Here is a 15,986-nt window from a genome sequence, read left to right on the forward strand (position 1 = left end):
CAGGCGTCACTGTCGAACGTGATGTGCAGATGCCGTCACCGACCTGTTGGAGGGCAAACGGGACCGCGCCCTGAGTCTCGGCGCCGACGCGGCCCTGCCCGCCGACGCCGGCGACCTTGTCGAGCGGGCCCACACGGCGCTCGGCGGTCCGGTCGACGTGGTCTTCGGCTGCATGGCGCGTGAGCGGTCCTGGCCCAGGCCATCGAGCTGGTTCGCTGCATCCGTCGATCCCCAGCAGGTCAAGGTGCTGGTCACGGTGGAAAGTCCATAGGTCCGGGGGTCGGACGGGCCGGGCTTTCACCGGCCCGTGTGGGAAACTTCGAGACCGGAGCGACCGGGAAGGAGGGGCGCCGTGCCCGCCCGTACGCGCCTGTCACAGGCGGCCGTCGAGGAGCGGCGTCAGGCCGTGCTGCGGTATGTCGCCGAACACGGCGAGACCCGCATCGACGACCTCGCCCGGCACTTCGACGTCAGCCTGATGACCATGCATCGGGACCTCGACGACCTCGCAGGGCGACATCTGCTGCGCAAGGAGCGCGGGCGGGCCGTCGCCTTCCCCGCGCTCACCATGGAGACGGCCGCCCGCTTCCGTGAGAACAGTGCCCTCGCGGCCAAGAACGCGCTGTGTGCGGCCGTCGCCGACCGGATCAGGCCGGGCAGCACGGTGCTCATGGAGGACTCGACCACTCTGTTCCCCCTGGTGCCCGCGCTGGCCCGGCTGGAGCAGCTCCACGTGGTCACCAACTCCGTCGGCCTCGCACAGCGCCTCGGGTCCGCGCCCGCGGTGACCGTCACCCTCCTGGGCGGTCACTACCGCGCGGACTTCAACTCCTGCACCGGCCCCACTGTCACCCGCGCCCTGTCCCGGATCCGGGCCGACCTCGCCCTGATGTCTGCCACGGCGGTCCTGGAGGGCCGCCTCTTCCACCCGGTGAGCGACTACGTCGAGGTGAAGCTGGCCATGCTCGCCTCCGCCGGGCAGGCGCTGCTGCTGGTGGACCACTCGAAGTTCGGCAAGACCGCCACGTACGCCTACGGCACCGTGGCCGACTACCACACCGTCGTCACCGACACCGCCACCCCCAACTCCGAGGTCGCGGCGATACGCGACCTCGGAGTCCCCGTCGAGACGGTCGAGGTTGCGACGATCGAACCCGAAGAGCCCTCCCAGTGATCGCACCCTTTTCGAAACACCGAGCGTCTACCGCCCCAGCGACGCCGAGACGGCCGCGCCCGTGCCTCCGGTCCAGGCCGTGCTGTTCGACTTCAGCAACACGATCTTCCAGATGCTCGACCTGGAAACGTGGCTGCGCCGTGTCGGCGCCGCCTGCGGCCGTCTCGCCGTGCTGGACGAGCCCGGCGCGGAGGAGGCGGCCTACCGGGAACTCACCGCACCGGACGCCTGGGTCCCCTACCCCGACACGGAACCGGTCCTGCGCGCCCTGTGCGAACGCGGCCTGCGCGTCGGCATCGTCAGCGACTTCGCCTGGGACCTGCGCACCCACCTCGCCCACCACGGGCTGGACGCCTTGATCGACACCTGCGTCATCTCCTACGAGCAGGGCCACGAAAAGCCCGACCCGCAGCTGTTCCTCAAAGCCTGCGCCGACCTCGGCGCCGACCCCCGCGCCACGCTCATGGTCGGCGACAATCCGATCCGCGACGGCGGCGCGGCCGCCTGCGGCCTGCGCACCTACATCCTCCCGTCGGAACACCGCACCGGCGAGCGCGGCCTGACGGACGTGCTGCGGCTCGTGGCCTGACAGCGGCAGCGGTGTGCGCAGACGGACGTCTTCCGCGACGAAGTCGAGGCCGCAGAGGCCGAGGTTGTGGCGGAGTAACTCGCGCACCGCACCTTTTCCTGATCTGCGCAGGCGCGTGATGGCGCGGTACCCCTTCAGCAAAAGCGCGCCGAGAAACAACTGGGTGGCTTCGGCTTCATCGCGCAAGACGACGGCGGCTCGGACGTGTTCGTCCACTTCTCCGCCATTCAGGCCACCGGCTTCAAGGAGCCATCGTCAGCCCCAACACGCGCAGCGAGATGGCGTGTAGCGTCGCGCGCTCCGTCGGTACGAGGCTGTGGAGCACGTTCATGGACGCTGGTCGGGGACTACCAGTAGTGCCGCCTGCCACCGACGGCGCGGCCGACGGACCCGAGGAGGAACAGAACCGCGCCGATGACGAGCAGGATGATCCCGATCGTCCAGAGGATGCCGATCCCCGCCACGAGACCGATGACGAGCAGGATGATACCGAGGATGATCATGGTGGCCTCCTGAGCCTCCCTGCGCTCTGTGCGCTGCTTTTGCTGCTCATTTCGTCGCCCGGCTCTTGCTCTCACTGCTGCAGGAGCTGGCATCCCTCCGGCTGCGGGTGCCTGAGCCGGTTGCTCAGGTGGTCAGCAGGCGGTTGAAGAACGACCGGTACTTGCGCAGAGCCATGCGCAGATCTTCCGTGTTCACCTCCTCGCCCTGGTTCCACTGTTCTTCCAGGTTCTTCTTGTGGTCGGCGAACGTCGCGGCCAGTGTCTGCATGACGTCCGCGACGAGTGTGTCGGCCTTGTGCACGGCTTCACGGGGGTCGTCGACGAACTCGTTCTGAATGTTCTGCCAGCGCTCACGGAAGCTTTCTTCGTCCTCCGTCGTGAGGAGCTGGGGCGGCTCTTCCTCCGCCGGAGTGGCGGCCTTCTCAGCAGGGGCTGCGGCTTCGCCACCACCCGCCGTCGCGGTGGCCTCGCCGGGGAAGGCTGGGGTCTCGGGGCGGGCTTCGGTACTTTCACCCAGGTCCCGGCCGCTGCTGGGCTGGGCGATGTCTTCGGTGGACAGACCGCTCTCGTCCGACTCTGGTATGTATTCGCGTCGCATCTTCACTCCGTACACCTGGACTGCCCCAGGCCGGGGGCCTGCGGTGGCGGCCGGGCGGTCATGTGCGAAACGGGTCAGGCCCGGGCGTGCCGGGCCTGACCGCCGTCGGAGAGCAGCTCGTCGAACAGGGCGCGGTAGTGCACCATGGCGCCCCGCAGCTGCTCGGTGGTCGCTTCGTGCTTCATGCTGAGCTGGTTGACATCGTGAGCGGCGCGGTAGTGCTCCAGGGTGCGCCCATGCTCGACCGAGAGGTCCTTGAGCCGCTGCTCCAGGCCCTCGGTCGGATAGCCGCGCTCGCGCATCAGGGACGCCACCAGAATGTCCGCGTCCTGCACGGCATCCTCCGGGCGGTCCACGAATTCGCCCTGCACGTTCTCCCAGTCCCGGGTGTACCGGTCCCGGACGCTCCCCGGTAGTGGCCTGATCTCCAGCGCGTCGTGACGCCTCTCGCGTGCACTCAGATCCCGCTCGGCCTTGAGCCGGCCGCCCGCGTCTTCGACCGTGCGTTCGTACTCCGGGCCAAAACGCTCGCGTAGGTGTCGGCGACGCTGAACGAGAACGGCTCCCGCCGCAAGCACCACTAGCACCACCGCGACGGGGATGATGATCGCTAGTAGGGTCCCAGTTGACATCGCTCCGACCACCTCATATGCGCCGGTTATGTCATATTTAGTCTAGTTTATTCGTCGTGCTCCAGGGAGACGGCGCCTTCCGGTGCCGGGAGCGGGGCATCGGGGACGCGTGAGGAGTGACGCGTACCGCCGGATCCTTACGGGGCTGGTAGGAGACGGCGTGGCCCTCGTTGAGCCATGTGTCGCTCCAGGCGCGGGTAGCCAGCGCGACCGTCACCGTCCTCGCTGCCATCACAGGCCGGCCTCGGCCGGACGCGCGTTTCAGCCCTCGTTGCACCATCCACGGTGCGGGCGAACGTTTCTCCTCCCCTGCCGAAGACCTTCATGCCCGGTCGACGAGGCCAACTCCGGTTGGGTGGTCGACACGTCATCGATTCACCGCACCGCTTGTGCACCGCGCAGCGCGCCGGGAGGGCCTGGCGTGACGACATGAGCCAGGCCCTCGGTGCGCCGGGAAAGGCTCATGCACCATTGCAGGGGACGGGCCGGCCGGCCTGCGGGCGCGCGGATTCCCATCCTCCCGGAGTCCGACGGGCGGCCGCCCCCGCTCACGCGCCTGACAGGCGCCGATCGTGACGATCCCGCGAGACCCCGGCCACCTGCTGCTCGGGCGGCCACTTCGCCGCCATCCACGTGAACGGACGAACGGGGCACTGCTGGAGACGGCGCCCCCATCCGGGCGGCTAGCGGCGGCGGTGTGCCCGATCTGGCGTGCTGCGCCGTGCGCGGGCGATCAGCAGGGCCACGTCGTCGTGGTTGTCGGGGTGCCGGAGGTCATGAAGGAGCCGGTCGCAGGTCTCTTCCAATGGGGAGTCGGGTGCGTCGAGGAGGCGGAGGAGGGCATCGATGCGTTCGTCTATGGGCTGGTGGCGGGTCTCGACCAGCCCGTCGGTGTACAGGACCAACCGGTCGCCGGCGGCGAAGCGCACGGTGGTGGTTTCGAAGGGGATACCGCCGACGCCGAGGGGAGTGCCGGTGGGCAGCTCGAGCAGTCGGGGGTGCCTGCCGTGGCGGATGAGGACGGGAGGCAGGTGGCCTGCGTTGGCGATGCGGCACTCGCCGCGGTGGGGATCGTAGGCGGCGTAGATGCAGGTGGCGATGTACTGCTCCAGCCCGGAGGTGATCGCGTCGAGGTGCTCCAGGACCTGGGCGGGGTCGAGGTCCAGGCGGGCGAAGGCGGTGGTGGCGGTGCGCAGGCGGCCCATGGTGGCGGCGGCGTCGATACCGCTGCCCATGACGTCGCCCACGACGAGCGCGGTCTTGTCACTGCCGAGCGGGAGGACGTCGTACCAGTCGCCGCCGATCTCGTAGGCGGCCTGTGCGGGCAGGTAGCGGGAGGCGACCTGCAGGCCGGGCAGGCGGGGCGGGTGCTCGGGGAGAAGGCTGCGCTGCAGGGTCTCGGCGGCGTTGCGCACGCTCTGGTGCGTGCGTGCGTTGTCGATGCACACCGCGGCGCGGAAGGCCAGTTCAGTGGCGATGGCGAGGTCGTCCTCGTCGAAAGGCCGCGGATCACGGGCCCGGCTCAGCCCCAGGAAGCCGAGGACGGTGCCGCGTGCGATGAGCGGAACCGCCATGTAGGAGTGCACTCCGGCGCGGGCCAGCAGCGTGGCGGCGTGCTCGTCGCGGGCGATGCGCGACAGGTCGTTGCCGTCGGCGTGGCTGATCAGGAAGGGCTGCCCGGTGCGCACGCACCGGGCGGCGAGGCGGTCGGCGTCGTAGGCGGTGCTGTGGCCGGGCGGATCGGCGGCGTGGACGGCGTCGGTGGGGTAGGCGGCCTTCACCGCGAGGGCGCGGAAGAGCGTCGGGCCGTCTTCGGTGGCGGGGCGGTGCTGGTCGACGACGGAATCGAGTACGTCGACGGCGACCAGGTCGGCGAAGTCGGGAACGGTGACGTCGGCCAGTTCCCGGGCGGTCTGGTCGATCTCCAGTGTGGTGCCGATGCGGGCGGAGCCGTCGGCGATCAGGGCCAGGCGGCGCCGCGTCTCGGTGGCCTCCAGGGCCGCCTGGTACCGCTCGGTGACCTTCACCACGATGTCGGCCACCCCGAGAACGCGGCCCTGGGGGTCCTCCAGCCGGTACAACGAGATCGACCAGGCGTGCTGGTGACCCGGGTCCGCCGGGGTGCGGCCGACGATGGTGGACTGGTCGACCAGGGGTATCCCGGTCGTGAGGACCTGCCGCATCGCGGCCTCTGGTACCTCGAACTTCGTGGCCTTCATGATCTCGCGGTAGTGGCGGCCGATGTGCTCCTTCGCGGGAATGCCGTGCATCCGCTCGAGAGCGGGGTTGACGGCGACGTACCGCAGATCGGTGTCGAGGAAGGCGATCCCGATCGGGGACTGGGCAATCAGCCGGGTGGACAGGGCGACATCCCGCTCCAGCTCGCGCAGCGTGGAGGAGTCGGTGCCCAGCCCCAGGGCGAAGAAGTCGCCGCGGTCGTTCAGCAGCCGCATGTTGCGCAGCTCCACCAGCCGTGTGGTGCCGTCCTTGCACCGGATGGGGAACGTGCCGGCCCAACTCTGGCCGGTCGCCATGACGTCGGCGAATGTCTTGATCACCCAGTCCCAGTGCTCTTCATGGACGAGCAGCCGTGCACCGTACTGCCCGAGGGCCTCCTCAGCGGTGTAGCCGTAGAGCTCCTCGGCCTGCGGGCTCCACAGAGCCACCCGTCCCTCGGCGTCCAGCAGCACCGCCGCAACGCCGAGTAGATCCATCAACCCGCTCGGCTGCGACGGCTCGCCCTCCGGCCGGCGGTCGTCCGCCCGGCCGAGGTCCGCGGGGGGCCGTTCATCGCTCATGGCAGGCACTCCTTTCGCCGGCCGACGTCACATGGACCATCTGCCGGCCAGGCTGGAGCGGGACCTGTCTTCGTCTGCAGGCGCTTCGCTTCCATGGTCCCCCGGACCACCGGACAACACATCCCCCCCCATGCCCCACCGCGCCGCCCGGACAGAAGGGTCGATTTCCGGGCATACAACAGCATCCGACAGGCTTTTGCGTCGCGCAGCAAGACGGCTGATCGCAAGGCGAATCGGCTGTCGGCCACGCCGCCGCAGGGCACGTCGTCGCGCTCTTCGTACGCCGTCCTGAGCTACGCATGCGGTCTGCACTCGCTCGACAGCGGTCGGTGTCCGAGGTGGACTGGTAGTCCGGCTTCAGCGAACCTGCACATCGACTGCGTAACTGCGTCACGGTGCGCGAGGGATCGGCACGGGCGCCTGACGCGTGAGGCTCTGTTGGTGCGGAGTGTCCCGTTTCGAAAGCGTGGTCGCACCACCGGTCGGGTCCGGGTGCCGCGCGGCTTGTGGAGAAGCTGTCCCCAAACCGTATGCGGGGCTGCACGGATGCGTCGCCTTTTCGTTCAACTTCCTGGATGCGTGCTTCGGTTGATTGGTTGCTCGGCGAGCTCCGTGCTTTGATCCTCTGCACCGCGGGAGCAGCGCAAAGTCCCTGGACGGTGCGTAGCACACCTGCGGCCGAGGCCCGCTCTCTGTCCCCAGCGGGGCCGCCCCCCTTGTGGATCCTCCATACGAAGGGAAGTTTCATCATGAACTCCGCTCACCAGGTTGAGACCGTTGAGATGTCCGACGCCGAGCTCGCCGACGTCTCCGGCGGCCTGAACCCGCACGCCGGCCTCGTCGTCGGCCCCACCGCGGTCAGCAGCGCGGATGTCCTGGCCCAGCTCGACGCCGTCAAGAACGAGGTCCTGGGCTCCGCCGGCCAGTACAACCACGTCGGCGTCAGCGCCTCCCTCTGACCTACAGCCCGACCGCCGGTCGGTGACTCCCTTCCAACCGGACGGTGTGGTTGGGAAGTTGCAGGAAGCAGGCGGTACGGAAAGGTGAAGCTCCTGGCGGCAACGGGATCTTGATCGAGATCACCCGTCTCTGCCGGGAGCTTCGCGTGCGTGCCCGTTTCCTCTGCAAGCATCCACGTGCGGTGCGCCCCGCCGGGCGCCGGACTGAAACCCCTCGCCCGTCGGCTCGGCGTCAGGACCGCGACTGCCGCACTTCCCCCTGTGAAGCCTGCGGTCATCACAGTGAGCTGTGTCACTGAAGTCTGCTTGCCCGTGATGTTCGTCGGCCGGGGTGCGCTGAACGTGTGGGCCACCCCTGTGACGGGTGTGCCTCACGTGACTTTCTTCTGCGGCCTTCGTGGGCCTTCTGTGGGGTGGATACGTCGTGAGTCGTCGTACGTCGCATGCGTACAGACCGCTGAGCCTGAAGCGACGGGCGTGGCTGACGCTCGGCGCCGTGGTCCTGGGGGGAGGGGGCGTGGTGACGTACGCGGTCGCCAGCCCGTCCGGTGACTCCGGTGCGGCGGGCCGGGCCAAGCGGCCGGTGAAGGTCTACGACCTCGCGCTGAAGGGGACCACGGGCGGCAAGCGGGAACTGCCGCGTACGGACACCGAGCAGTTCTCGCTGGTCGGCGTCTCCTGGACAGGGGCCGTCAAGCGGCTCGACGGCACGGCGCAGGTGCGTACCCGTGGCCTGGAGAGCGACGCGTGGAGCGCCTGGCGGGATCTCGAAGTGGACATCGATCCGCCGGAGGACCCGGAGGCCGGGATGCGCGGCGCGTCCGAGCCGCTGTGGGTCGGTCCCTCCGACGGCGTCCAGGTCCAGGTCGTGCACGAGGACGGCACCACCGGCTCGCTGCCCAAGGGGCTCGAGGTCAACCTGGTCGACCCGGGCGTGGTGACCGACGCCGAGACCAAGGCGACCGAACCCGCGGCGTTCGTCGCCGAGGAGAACAGCCCGGCGGCCACATCCACCGACTCCGCGACACCCACCGACTCCACTACACCCACCGACGGCACGACCGCGCCTCCGACGGACCTTCCGACCACCACATCTCCGGCACCGACCAACACCACGGCCACGCCCACCGCCTCGGCGTCCGCGTCCCCCTCGATCTCGCCGAGCCCGTCGGCCACCGGGCCTTCCGCGCCGCCGTCCACCGTTCCCGAACCGCCGATCACCTCGCGCGCGGATTGGGGCGCCGACGAGTCGCTCAGCCCCGACCCGTCGGAGTACAACGCCGATGTGAAGGCCGTGTTCGTCCACCACACCACCGGGAGCAACGACTATTCCTGCGCCGAGTCGGCGTCGGTCGTGCGGGGCATCTACGCCTACCACGTGAAGACCAACGGCTGGAACGACATCGGCTACAACTTCCTGGTCGACAAGTGCGGCACGATCTTCGAGGGCCGCAAGGGCGGCGTCGACCTGCCGGTGCTCGGCGCCCACACGTACGGCTTCAACCGGGAGTCCACCGGCATAGCCGTGCTGGGTGAGTACACCTCCACCGCCGCCTCCGACGCCGCTTTGGCCTCGGTCGCTCGCGTGGCGGCCTGGAAGCTCGGCCAGTACGGTGCCGACCCGGCGGGAACCGTCCAGCTCACCGCGGGAGCGACTCAGAAGAACTACGCCGGCACCAGTTTCACCGCGGGCAGCAAGTACACGTTCCAGCGGATCTCCGGCCACCGCGACGGCTACAACACCGAGTGCCCCGGCGGCTCCCTCTACGCCCAGCTGCCGACCATCCGCACGTGGGCGTCCGGCCCGGTGCAGGGCCTGAAGGTCACCTCGGTCGCCGGCACGGCCGTGTCGGGCTCGACCTACTACACCAAGGGCGCCATCACGGCGCGCTGGACGGCCACCACGCCGGCCTCGCTCATCTCCAGGTACGAGCTGCTGGTCGACGGCAAGACCGTCGCCACCACCTCCGGCACCGCCACCTCCGCCGCGACCACCCTCGCCCTGGGCAGCCACACCATCGCCGTACGGGCCGTACACCAATCGGGCAGGACCACGACCACCGCCGCGTTGAACGTGGTGGCGGAGACGACCGCACCGACCTTCACCACCACCCCGAAGCTCACCTTGCGCACCGGCACGGTCAACACCACCGCCGTCCCGGTCACGCTCGGCTGGAAGGCCACCGACAACACCGCGCTGAGCTCCGTGAAGCTGCTGGCCCCCACCACGGCCACCTTCGGCCCGGCCACCACCAGCTCCAGCCGCACCGCCACGTCCGGCACCGCCACGACCTGGTCGATGCGGGCCGACGACTACGCCGGCAACTACCGCACCGCCTCCGCCTCCTACACGCCGGTGATCCTGCAGGAGACCTCGGCCACCAAGTCCGGCAGCTGGACCACCCGTTCCTCCAGCAGCTACCTCGGCGGCAAGTCCTACTCCAGCGGCTCCAAGGGCGCCGGCCTCACCTGGACCTTCACCGGCCGCTCCGCCGCCTGGGTGGTCTCCCGTGCCACCACATCCGGCCAGGCATACGTCTACGTCGACGGCGTCAAGGTCAGCACCGTCGACCTGAAGTCCTCCACCACCCTCTACCGGCAGGCGATCTGGACGAAGACCTGGTCCAGCAGCGCCAAGCACACCGTCAAGATCGTCGTGGTCGGCACCAGCGGCCGTCCCACCATCACCACCGACGGTCTCGTCTACATCAAGTAACCCCAACCGCACGCGGTGGCAGCGGCCTTCACAAACCGGTCGTAGCCACCGCGGCGGCTGCCACGCGCTCCGCCCAGGAAGCAGCGCGCCGCCCTAGGGCCAGGTGGAGGGCCCCTTCGACGGCTTGGCTTCGACGCTCGGCTTGGCGTTGTCCTTGCCCGCGGAGGGTGTGGTGGGTGCCGTACGGGGCCCGGCGGTGGGAGAGCCCTGTTTCCCAGGCGTCGGTGGTGCAGAGGGACGGGTGCTGTGGCTGCTGCCGGCCTCGGGAGCGCTGTGCCGTCCGTCGTCCACCACGCCGATGGAGGCGAAGGCGATGCCGCCCAGCAGCGTGCTCGTCGCGAGGGTGACTGCTGCGCCGCGCGCCCAGCGCTGCTTCGGGGTCTTCGGGTGCCAGTCGTCCCGGCGCCGGGTACGCAGGGCCCATCGCGAGGGCCGCTCGTCGCTTGTTCTTCCTCCAGCGGACCAGTTGGCGACGCCGTGCCGCCCGCCCCTCGCGTGCGAGGGGTGCCCCCTCGACGTCGGGCGAGGAGGCGCCGCAAACGGCCGTGTCCCAGTCGGCGTTGCCTTCCTCCTCTCGCAGGGGGCCGTCATCCCATGTGTCGGAGGCCGAGGATTCCCGGGCGGCCACTGCGGCCACTGCGGCCACTGCGGCCGGTGTGGTGTCCGTGGTCGCCGGGTTCGCACGAATGCGGCTGTCGGCTGCCCGGGCGGAGCGATGTCCGGGGCGTAGGCGCCGCAGCAGGGCACCGCATGGGGTTCGTATCCGCTGGCGGGGGCCGTGTGCGCGAAGGTGCTGGTTGCAGCTGTTCACGGCGGGCTTTTGTGAAGGCCGGCCGTGCTGTCAGGCGCGGTTGAGCCTTGCGGCGATGCCGTGACCGATCAGCAAATAGATGACGGCCGGGAGGCCATAGTTAAGGAGAACGCGCAGCCCCTCCGTGTCCATCGTGAAAATGTCCTGCGACCACCAGGCCAGCAAGTCCGCCGTTCCGTGCACGAATTCGACGAATACATTCGCCCGGTTCGCGTCGAGTAGGAAAAGAAGGATCCACAGGCCGAGCAAGCCAGCCGCGATGTCGGCGATCGTGCAGACCGTCAGGGCCGTGCGGCGTGCGGTGGCCTGCTGACGTACGGAGCGCTCCGGGCCCGAGGGCTGGTTGTACGGCTGGTATCCGGGAGCCGGGTCGATGTTGCTCACAAGAAATCCGATCTGACGCGTTGTCGTGTCGGCACGCTCGCCCCGGGCGCTGAAATGCAGCCGGTTCGTCGCCCCGCTTCTGCCTACCCCTGCGCCCTGCAAGCGCTGCCGTGTTACACCCTCATTCCCGATGACCCAAATATGGCTTCCTGTTCAGGCACTTGCCCAAATGTTCGCGCGCAATGGCATATTTGCTGATGGAACGGGAGCCCGCCGTCGACACGGATGGCGCCTCAGCTTGAGGGTGCTCAAGTCCGCCCGCGCCGGGGCTGACTGGCGTCAGGCGCGCAGGCATCGGCAGCCGACGTGAGAGATCGGCACCACCGCGGTCCCGGCTCGGCTGCGGACGAGTGGTGACCCAATCATGGCGGCGACGAGTGTGCACCTTCATGAGGGTGTTGATCTCGTGGTCATCTCCGTCCACCCGTGACGCCTCTGACGCACGGTGCGCTGTTGAGAGTGACCCCGGGCGGGGTCACGGCGCCCATCCTCCAGGGGGGAGGTATGCAGGCGCCGATGTGCAGAGGCAGGCCCGGTTCCCCCCGTGACTGGGCTTGCCTCTGCTCCTGGCGCTCCGTGCTCTCGCCGGCCCTCCCTGCCGATCGCGCAGCCGGCGACACGATGGTGTGACGGCCTCATGTTCCGGTGCGCTGTAGAGGGTGGACCCAGGACCCAGGGGTCCCGCGGTGCCCACTCGCCCCCCTTTTTTTCGAGTGGGTGGTCGCGCATGAGGGGCAGGCAGGTGCGTCCCCCGGCGTCTGCCTGCCCCATGCGTACCTCTTGGGATGCAACACCCGTTCCGGGAGTGAATGCGCAGTAGTCTGGGCGCCCGCAATCCGAATGACCGCAAACCGTGTCAAACGGGTCGTGTGAGCGAAAGAGGATCATGGTGATCGGGGTGGGTGTGCAGGGGCTGCTGGCGGACCGCTATCAATTGCAGGAGCTGCTGGGACGCGGCGCGATGGGCGAGGTGTGGCGGGCCTCCGACCAGGTCCTCGGGCGCCCGGTCGCGGTCAAACTGCTGCGCGCCGAAGAGGCGGCGGACGCCGAGCGCTTCCGCCTTGAGGCGCAGACCGCGGCCCGGTTGAACCACCCCAACGTCGTAGGTATGTACGACTTCGGCTCGCATCATGACCAGCTCTACCTGGTCATGGAACTCGTCGACGGCTGGAGCCTGGCCCAGGAACGCTCTCTGCGCGGCGCCTTGCCCCCGGCGGAGGCGGTAGCCATCGCCGCCCAGGCGGCCGCCGGCCTCGCGGCGGCGCACCAGCAGGGCGTGATCCACCGGGACATCAAGCCCGCCAATCTGATGCTGGCCGCCGACCGCACGGTGAAGATCGCCGACTTCGGGATCGCGCGCTTCGCCGACGACGCCGCCAGCACCCTGACCGTCACGGGCAAGATCCTCGGCACCGCCGACTACCTCGCTCCCGAACGGGCTCTGGGCCGCTCCGCCCAGCCCGCCTCCGACCTCTACTCCCTCGGCTGCGTGCTGTACGAACTGCTCACCGGACGCCCTCCGTTCACGGGAGCCACCTCGCTGACCGTGGTGAAGCAGCACGTCAGCGCCACTCCACCGCCGCCGATCCGACTGCGCCCCGAGATACCGCAGCCGCTCTCCGACCACGTCCTGCACCTGCTCGCCAAGGACCCAGCCGACCGGCCCACCGCCGAGCAGGCAGCCGACTGGCTCGCCACGCCGCAGGGGACACCGGGGCCGGCCGTGGCGGACGGCACCGCCGCCATGCCCGCCGTCCTCACCCCTCCAGCCCCCCGCCCGCGCACCCATGAGACCCGTACCGCCGCGCACTCCCGTCCCCCCGGCCGCCGCAAGCCGGCCTCGAAGGCGGCTCTTTACGGCACCGGCCTCGCCGTGTTCACTGCGGCTGCGGCTCTCGGAGCATCGCTGAATTCCGGCGACGACACCCCGGCGTCGCCCTCACCCCCCACCCCCGTATCCCTCACAGCAGCACCCACAGGCCGGGCTTCGACCCCGACCTCGCCGTCTGCCGCTCCGCCCACCACGACGCCGCCTGCGCGGGGGGATGATGACGAAGAGCACGACGAGCGCCCGGGCATGGACGGCAGAGGCAGGGACGGCAGAGGGAAGGACGAGGGACGGTACTCCGACGACGACTGAGCCCTGCCGGGGGCGCGCGAAGCAGACCCGGTCGACCGGCCCTCGGCTGGCGGCTCCGGCGGTCCACCGACACTGCACAGGAAACAGCACAGCACCCGGCCCGGGTCCACCTCGGCACACCACGGGCGCCACCGCGCCCCAGGAGAAGGGAGGAGGCCGCGGCCGGACAATGCTGTACTGGAAGGTCAGAACCTCCCCGCCCGGCCGCAGACTCGCTCGGTCGCGGCGTCGGCACCGCGACCGTGCAACCGACTCCGGGACTTGGCTGACCGTGCCCGCGCGCGTGACACCGGAGTGACATCGAGTGATTCGGGGTTCGTCGCGGCACGCCTGCCGAACACCCCTCTCAGAGAAGAGGGGGCGGTCGTCTGTGATGCCGTCTCCGCATCACCGGCTCCCCGTGCCCGGCCGTAGTGCAGCGTTCAGTACTGCTCGGTCTCCACGAAACCCGCGTCCCCGTTGTCGTCCGCGCCGAGGGCAGCGGCGGTCGGGTCGAATCCGGGCGGGCTGTCCTTGAGGCCCAGGCCCATGCCGGCGAGCTTCGCCTTGACCTCGTCGATGGACTTCGCACCGAAGTTGCGAATGTCGAGGAGGTCGGCCTCGGAACGCGCCAGGAGCTCCCCCACGGAGTGGACGCCCTCACGCTTGAGGCAGTTGTAGGAGCGGACCGTGAGCTCCAGCTCCTCGATCGGCAGCGCGAGGTCGGCGGCGAGGGCGGCGTCCGTGGGGGACGGGCCCATGTCGATGCCCTCGGCGTCGATGTTCAGCTCGCGGGCGAGGCCGAACAGCTCGACCAGCGTCTTGCCTGCGGAGGCCATGGCGTCACGGGGGCGCATGGCCTGCTTGGTCTCGATGTCGACGATCAGTTTGTCGAAGTCGGTGCGCTGCTCGACACGGGTCGCCTCGACCTTGTACGTGACCTTGAGAACCGGCGAGTAGATGGAGTCGACCGGGATACGGCCGATCTCCTGGCCCACCTGCTTGTTCTGCACGGCGGAGACGTAACCGCGACCGCGCTCGACGGTCAGCTCCATCTCCAGCTTGCCCTTGCCGTTGAGCGTGGCGAGGACGAGGTCGGGGTTGTGCACCTCGACACCGGCAGGGGGCGCGATGTCGGCGGCGGTGACCAGACCCGGGCCCTGCTTGCGCAGGTACATCACGACCGGCTCGTCCTGCTCGCTGCTCACGACCAGCTGCTTGATGTTGAGGATCAGGTCGGTGACGTCCTCCTTGACGCCCGGCACGGTGGTGAACTCGTGCAGCACGCCGTCGACGCGGATGGACGTGACCGCCGCACCCGGGATCGAGGACAGGAGGGTCCGGCGGAGAGAGTTGCCGAGGGTGTAGCCGAAGCCTGGCTCCAGCGGCTCGATCACGAACCGGGAGCGGAACTCGTCGACGACCTCTTCGGTCAGTGACGGACGCTGAGCGATCAGCACGAGGTATTGCCTCCAGTGGTTTGGCGCCTGCTATGTGACGCCGTTGACACCACGAAGGATACGGGCGATACGGGCGATTCGGTTTCCGCAGGCGGCGGAATCGCCGGTCTCCCCAACCCTGCGAGGAGGCTTCGTGCCTCCCTCCGTCCCGCCCGCCGCCCCACGGCCGTTTCTGCTTTGCCTGAGTCCGGCGCCGTGCGCGGGGCGGTGGACGATGACCCGTTGGGCCGCCTGGGCGATGGAGTGCAGGCCCTCCTCGACGATCCGGCCACCGCACACAAGCTGCTGTCGAACCCGCGCATCGGGGAGATCCCACTGGACGCCGACGTCCAGACTCGCCTGCTCGCCTTCATCGGCCGCAAGCCCTGTGCGGCCCCGAGGTCGACCAGCCTGCGGGGCCTCGCCGTTCGCGTGTCTCGTCACCGCTGAGCGAGGCCGCCGATCCATGAACTACCGGCGAGACAGTCCTCAAGGGTGTACTGAGCAACCGCGGCAAATGCGGCATTGAGGCGACCGACGTAGGACAGCTCTTGCATCTCAGGGGACATGGCGGGGAGGCCACCCGGCGGGAAGCCTGCCTGGGCCAACCGTGCCTCGGTGTCGGCGTTGATCGTGCCGATCCGATTTCCCGTTGTCGCGTCGATCTGTGCGATGTCGCCGCTCTGGTCGCACAGGAAGATCTTCGCAACGTCGTCGTAGTGCTCACGCAAGGCCGCTGTCGCGTCCTCGAGTGGCTGCGGGTTGCTGACTTCGAGGGTGGCGAGAAGATCCGATGGAGTGGTGGGAGCCGGCGTGATGGCTGCTGCACCCAGGTCTTGAAGCCTCAAGCGAGGATCCATCGTGCCTTCCTTGGATAGAGACGCGGCCGCGCCGGCCCCGGCGGGCCGCATCACCTTATCGATCTAGTGCAGGTCAGAAGTCTGCACGCACGGGCTGTGCACCCTGGACCATCCCGACTGCACACCCCGAGGCTGGGGACCGCTGGATCTGGATCCTGATCGCCGCACACACCAAGTTCCACCTCCCTACGCGATGTCCCGCGTACAACTCGCCTTCCCTGCCCCAGATCTCGACGCTTCCGTCGCGCCCTTCGACCACCTCGGTGTCGAGGCCGACAGCACCGAGACTGTCCAAGTTGCCACCGCCCGCCTCGGCGAGGTCGGCCGTGGCCGACAACGGCGCGACGGAGCCGGCCGCTGTAAGCAGCTGCGGCTCGCCCGAACCGCGGAAGACCTCTACGCAC

The 15,986-nt window shown here is 69.3% G+C and carries 14 protein-coding genes and 1 pseudogene; 8 read left to right on the forward strand and 7 right to left on the reverse strand.

Annotation, left to right across the window (positions count from 1 at the left end):
- Positions 1-46 precede the first annotated feature (46 nt).
- The 4 genes and pseudogenes from ABD932_RS14475 to ABD932_RS14490 form a co-directional block, all read left to right on the forward strand.
- A complete protein-coding gene (locus tag ABD932_RS14475; RefSeq protein ID WP_345012555.1) occupies positions 47-271 on the forward strand; it encodes an MDR/zinc-dependent alcohol dehydrogenase-like family protein in 225 nt (74 codons plus the stop codon).
- An 81-nt stretch (positions 272-352) separates the two neighbouring features.
- Positions 353-1,174, forward strand: a complete 822-nt coding sequence (locus ABD932_RS14480; RefSeq protein ID WP_345012557.1) for a DeoR/GlpR family DNA-binding transcription regulator — start codon at positions 353-355, stop codon at positions 1,172-1,174.
- A 61-nt stretch (positions 1,175-1,235) separates the two neighbouring features.
- Positions 1,236-1,763: an HAD family hydrolase gene (locus tag ABD932_RS14485; RefSeq protein ID WP_345012559.1), complete on the forward strand. Its 528-nt coding sequence runs from the start codon at positions 1,236-1,238 to the stop codon at positions 1,761-1,763.
- Positions 1,764-1,922: 159 nt separating this feature from the next.
- Positions 1,923-2,009 (forward strand): annotated as a pseudogene (locus tag ABD932_RS14490) (cold-shock protein); the annotation flags it as partial.
- 101 nt (positions 2,010-2,110) lie between these two features.
- Here ABD932_RS14490 and ABD932_RS14495 read toward each other — a convergent pair.
- From ABD932_RS14495 to ABD932_RS14510, 4 genes are all read right to left on the reverse strand, one after another.
- Positions 2,111-2,266 (reverse strand): DUF6131 family protein, encoded by a 156-nt coding sequence (locus tag ABD932_RS14495; RefSeq protein ID WP_199830112.1) that lies wholly within the window; start codon positions 2,264-2,266, stop codon positions 2,111-2,113.
- Between the two features lie 124 nt (positions 2,267-2,390).
- A complete protein-coding gene (locus ABD932_RS14500; protein ID WP_345014395.1) occupies positions 2,391-2,864 on the reverse strand; it encodes a hypothetical protein in 474 nt (157 codons plus the stop codon).
- 74 nt (positions 2,865-2,938) lie between these two features.
- The gene (locus ABD932_RS14505) at positions 2,939-3,496 is read right to left on the reverse strand and encodes a hypothetical protein (protein WP_345012562.1); all 558 of its coding nucleotides are present in this window, start codon (positions 3,494-3,496) and stop codon (positions 2,939-2,941) included.
- A 683-nt stretch (positions 3,497-4,179) separates the two neighbouring features.
- Positions 4,180-6,294, reverse strand: coding sequence for a SpoIIE family protein phosphatase (locus ABD932_RS14510; protein WP_345012564.1), 2,115 nt, complete (start codon positions 6,292-6,294; stop codon positions 4,180-4,182).
- A 749-nt stretch (positions 6,295-7,043) separates the two neighbouring features.
- Between ABD932_RS14510 and ABD932_RS14515 the strand changes: the two genes are divergently transcribed.
- A complete protein-coding gene (locus ABD932_RS14515) occupies positions 7,044-7,253 on the forward strand; it encodes a hypothetical protein (RefSeq protein ID WP_345012566.1) in 210 nt (69 codons plus the stop codon).
- 463 nt (positions 7,254-7,716) lie between these two features.
- Positions 7,717-9,969, forward strand: coding sequence for a peptidoglycan recognition protein family protein (locus tag ABD932_RS14520; protein WP_345014397.1), 2,253 nt, complete (start codon positions 7,717-7,719; stop codon positions 9,967-9,969).
- A gap of 841 nt (positions 9,970-10,810) precedes the next feature.
- Here ABD932_RS14520 and ABD932_RS14525 read toward each other — a convergent pair.
- Complete coding sequence (locus ABD932_RS14525; RefSeq protein WP_345012568.1) at positions 10,811-11,164, reverse strand: hypothetical protein; 354 nt, start codon at positions 11,162-11,164, stop codon at positions 10,811-10,813.
- Between the two features lie 886 nt (positions 11,165-12,050).
- Here ABD932_RS14525 and ABD932_RS14530 point away from each other — a divergent pair.
- Complete coding sequence (locus tag ABD932_RS14530; RefSeq protein WP_345012570.1) at positions 12,051-13,304, forward strand: protein kinase domain-containing protein; 1,254 nt, start codon at positions 12,051-12,053, stop codon at positions 13,302-13,304.
- Positions 13,305-13,726: 422 nt separating this feature from the next.
- Here ABD932_RS14530 and ABD932_RS14535 read toward each other — a convergent pair whose 3' ends face one another.
- Positions 13,727-14,743, reverse strand: a complete 1,017-nt coding sequence (locus tag ABD932_RS14535; protein ID WP_345012572.1) for a DNA-directed RNA polymerase subunit alpha — start codon at positions 14,741-14,743, stop codon at positions 13,727-13,729.
- Positions 14,744-14,920: 177 nt separating this feature from the next.
- Here ABD932_RS14535 and ABD932_RS14540 point away from each other — a divergent pair, with 177 nt between their 5' ends.
- A complete protein-coding gene (locus ABD932_RS14540; protein ID WP_345012574.1) occupies positions 14,921-15,172 on the forward strand; it encodes a hypothetical protein in 252 nt (83 codons plus the stop codon).
- Here ABD932_RS14540 and ABD932_RS14545 read toward each other — a convergent pair.
- Positions 15,163-15,582, reverse strand: a complete 420-nt coding sequence (locus ABD932_RS14545) for a hypothetical protein (RefSeq protein ID WP_345012576.1) — start codon at positions 15,580-15,582, stop codon at positions 15,163-15,165. The two genes, ABD932_RS14540 and ABD932_RS14545, sit on opposite strands and share 10 nt — an antisense overlap.
- Positions 15,583-15,986 lie beyond the last annotated feature (404 nt).

It is taken from the genome of Streptomyces shaanxiensis (assembly GCF_039537145.1).
GTDB lineage: Bacteria > Actinomycetota > Actinomycetes > Streptomycetales > Streptomycetaceae > Streptomyces > Streptomyces shaanxiensis.

Coding starts and splice junctions, on each gene's coding strand:
- ABD932_RS14495 (WP_199830112.1), bottom strand. CDS start 2,266: ATGATCATCCTCGGTATCATCCTGCTCGTCATCGGTCTCGTGGCGGGG.
- ABD932_RS14500 (WP_345014395.1), bottom strand. CDS start 2,864: ATGCGACGCGAATACATACCAGAGTCGGACGAGAGCGGTCTGTCCACC.
- ABD932_RS14505 (WP_345012562.1), bottom strand. CDS start 3,496: ATGTCAACTGGGACCCTACTAGCGATCATCATCCCCGTCGCGGTGGTG.
- ABD932_RS14510 (WP_345012564.1), bottom strand. CDS start 6,294: ATGAGCGATGAACGGCCCCCCGCGGACCTCGGCCGGGCGGACGACCGC.
- ABD932_RS14515 (WP_345012566.1), top strand. CDS start 7,044: ATGAACTCCGCTCACCAGGTTGAGACCGTTGAGATGTCCGACGCCGAG.
- ABD932_RS14530 (WP_345012570.1), top strand. CDS start 12,051: ATGGTGATCGGGGTGGGTGTGCAGGGGCTGCTGGCGGACCGCTATCAA.
- ABD932_RS14545 (WP_345012576.1), bottom strand. CDS start 15,582: ATGGATCCTCGCTTGAGGCTTCAAGACCTGGGTGCAGCAGCCATCACG.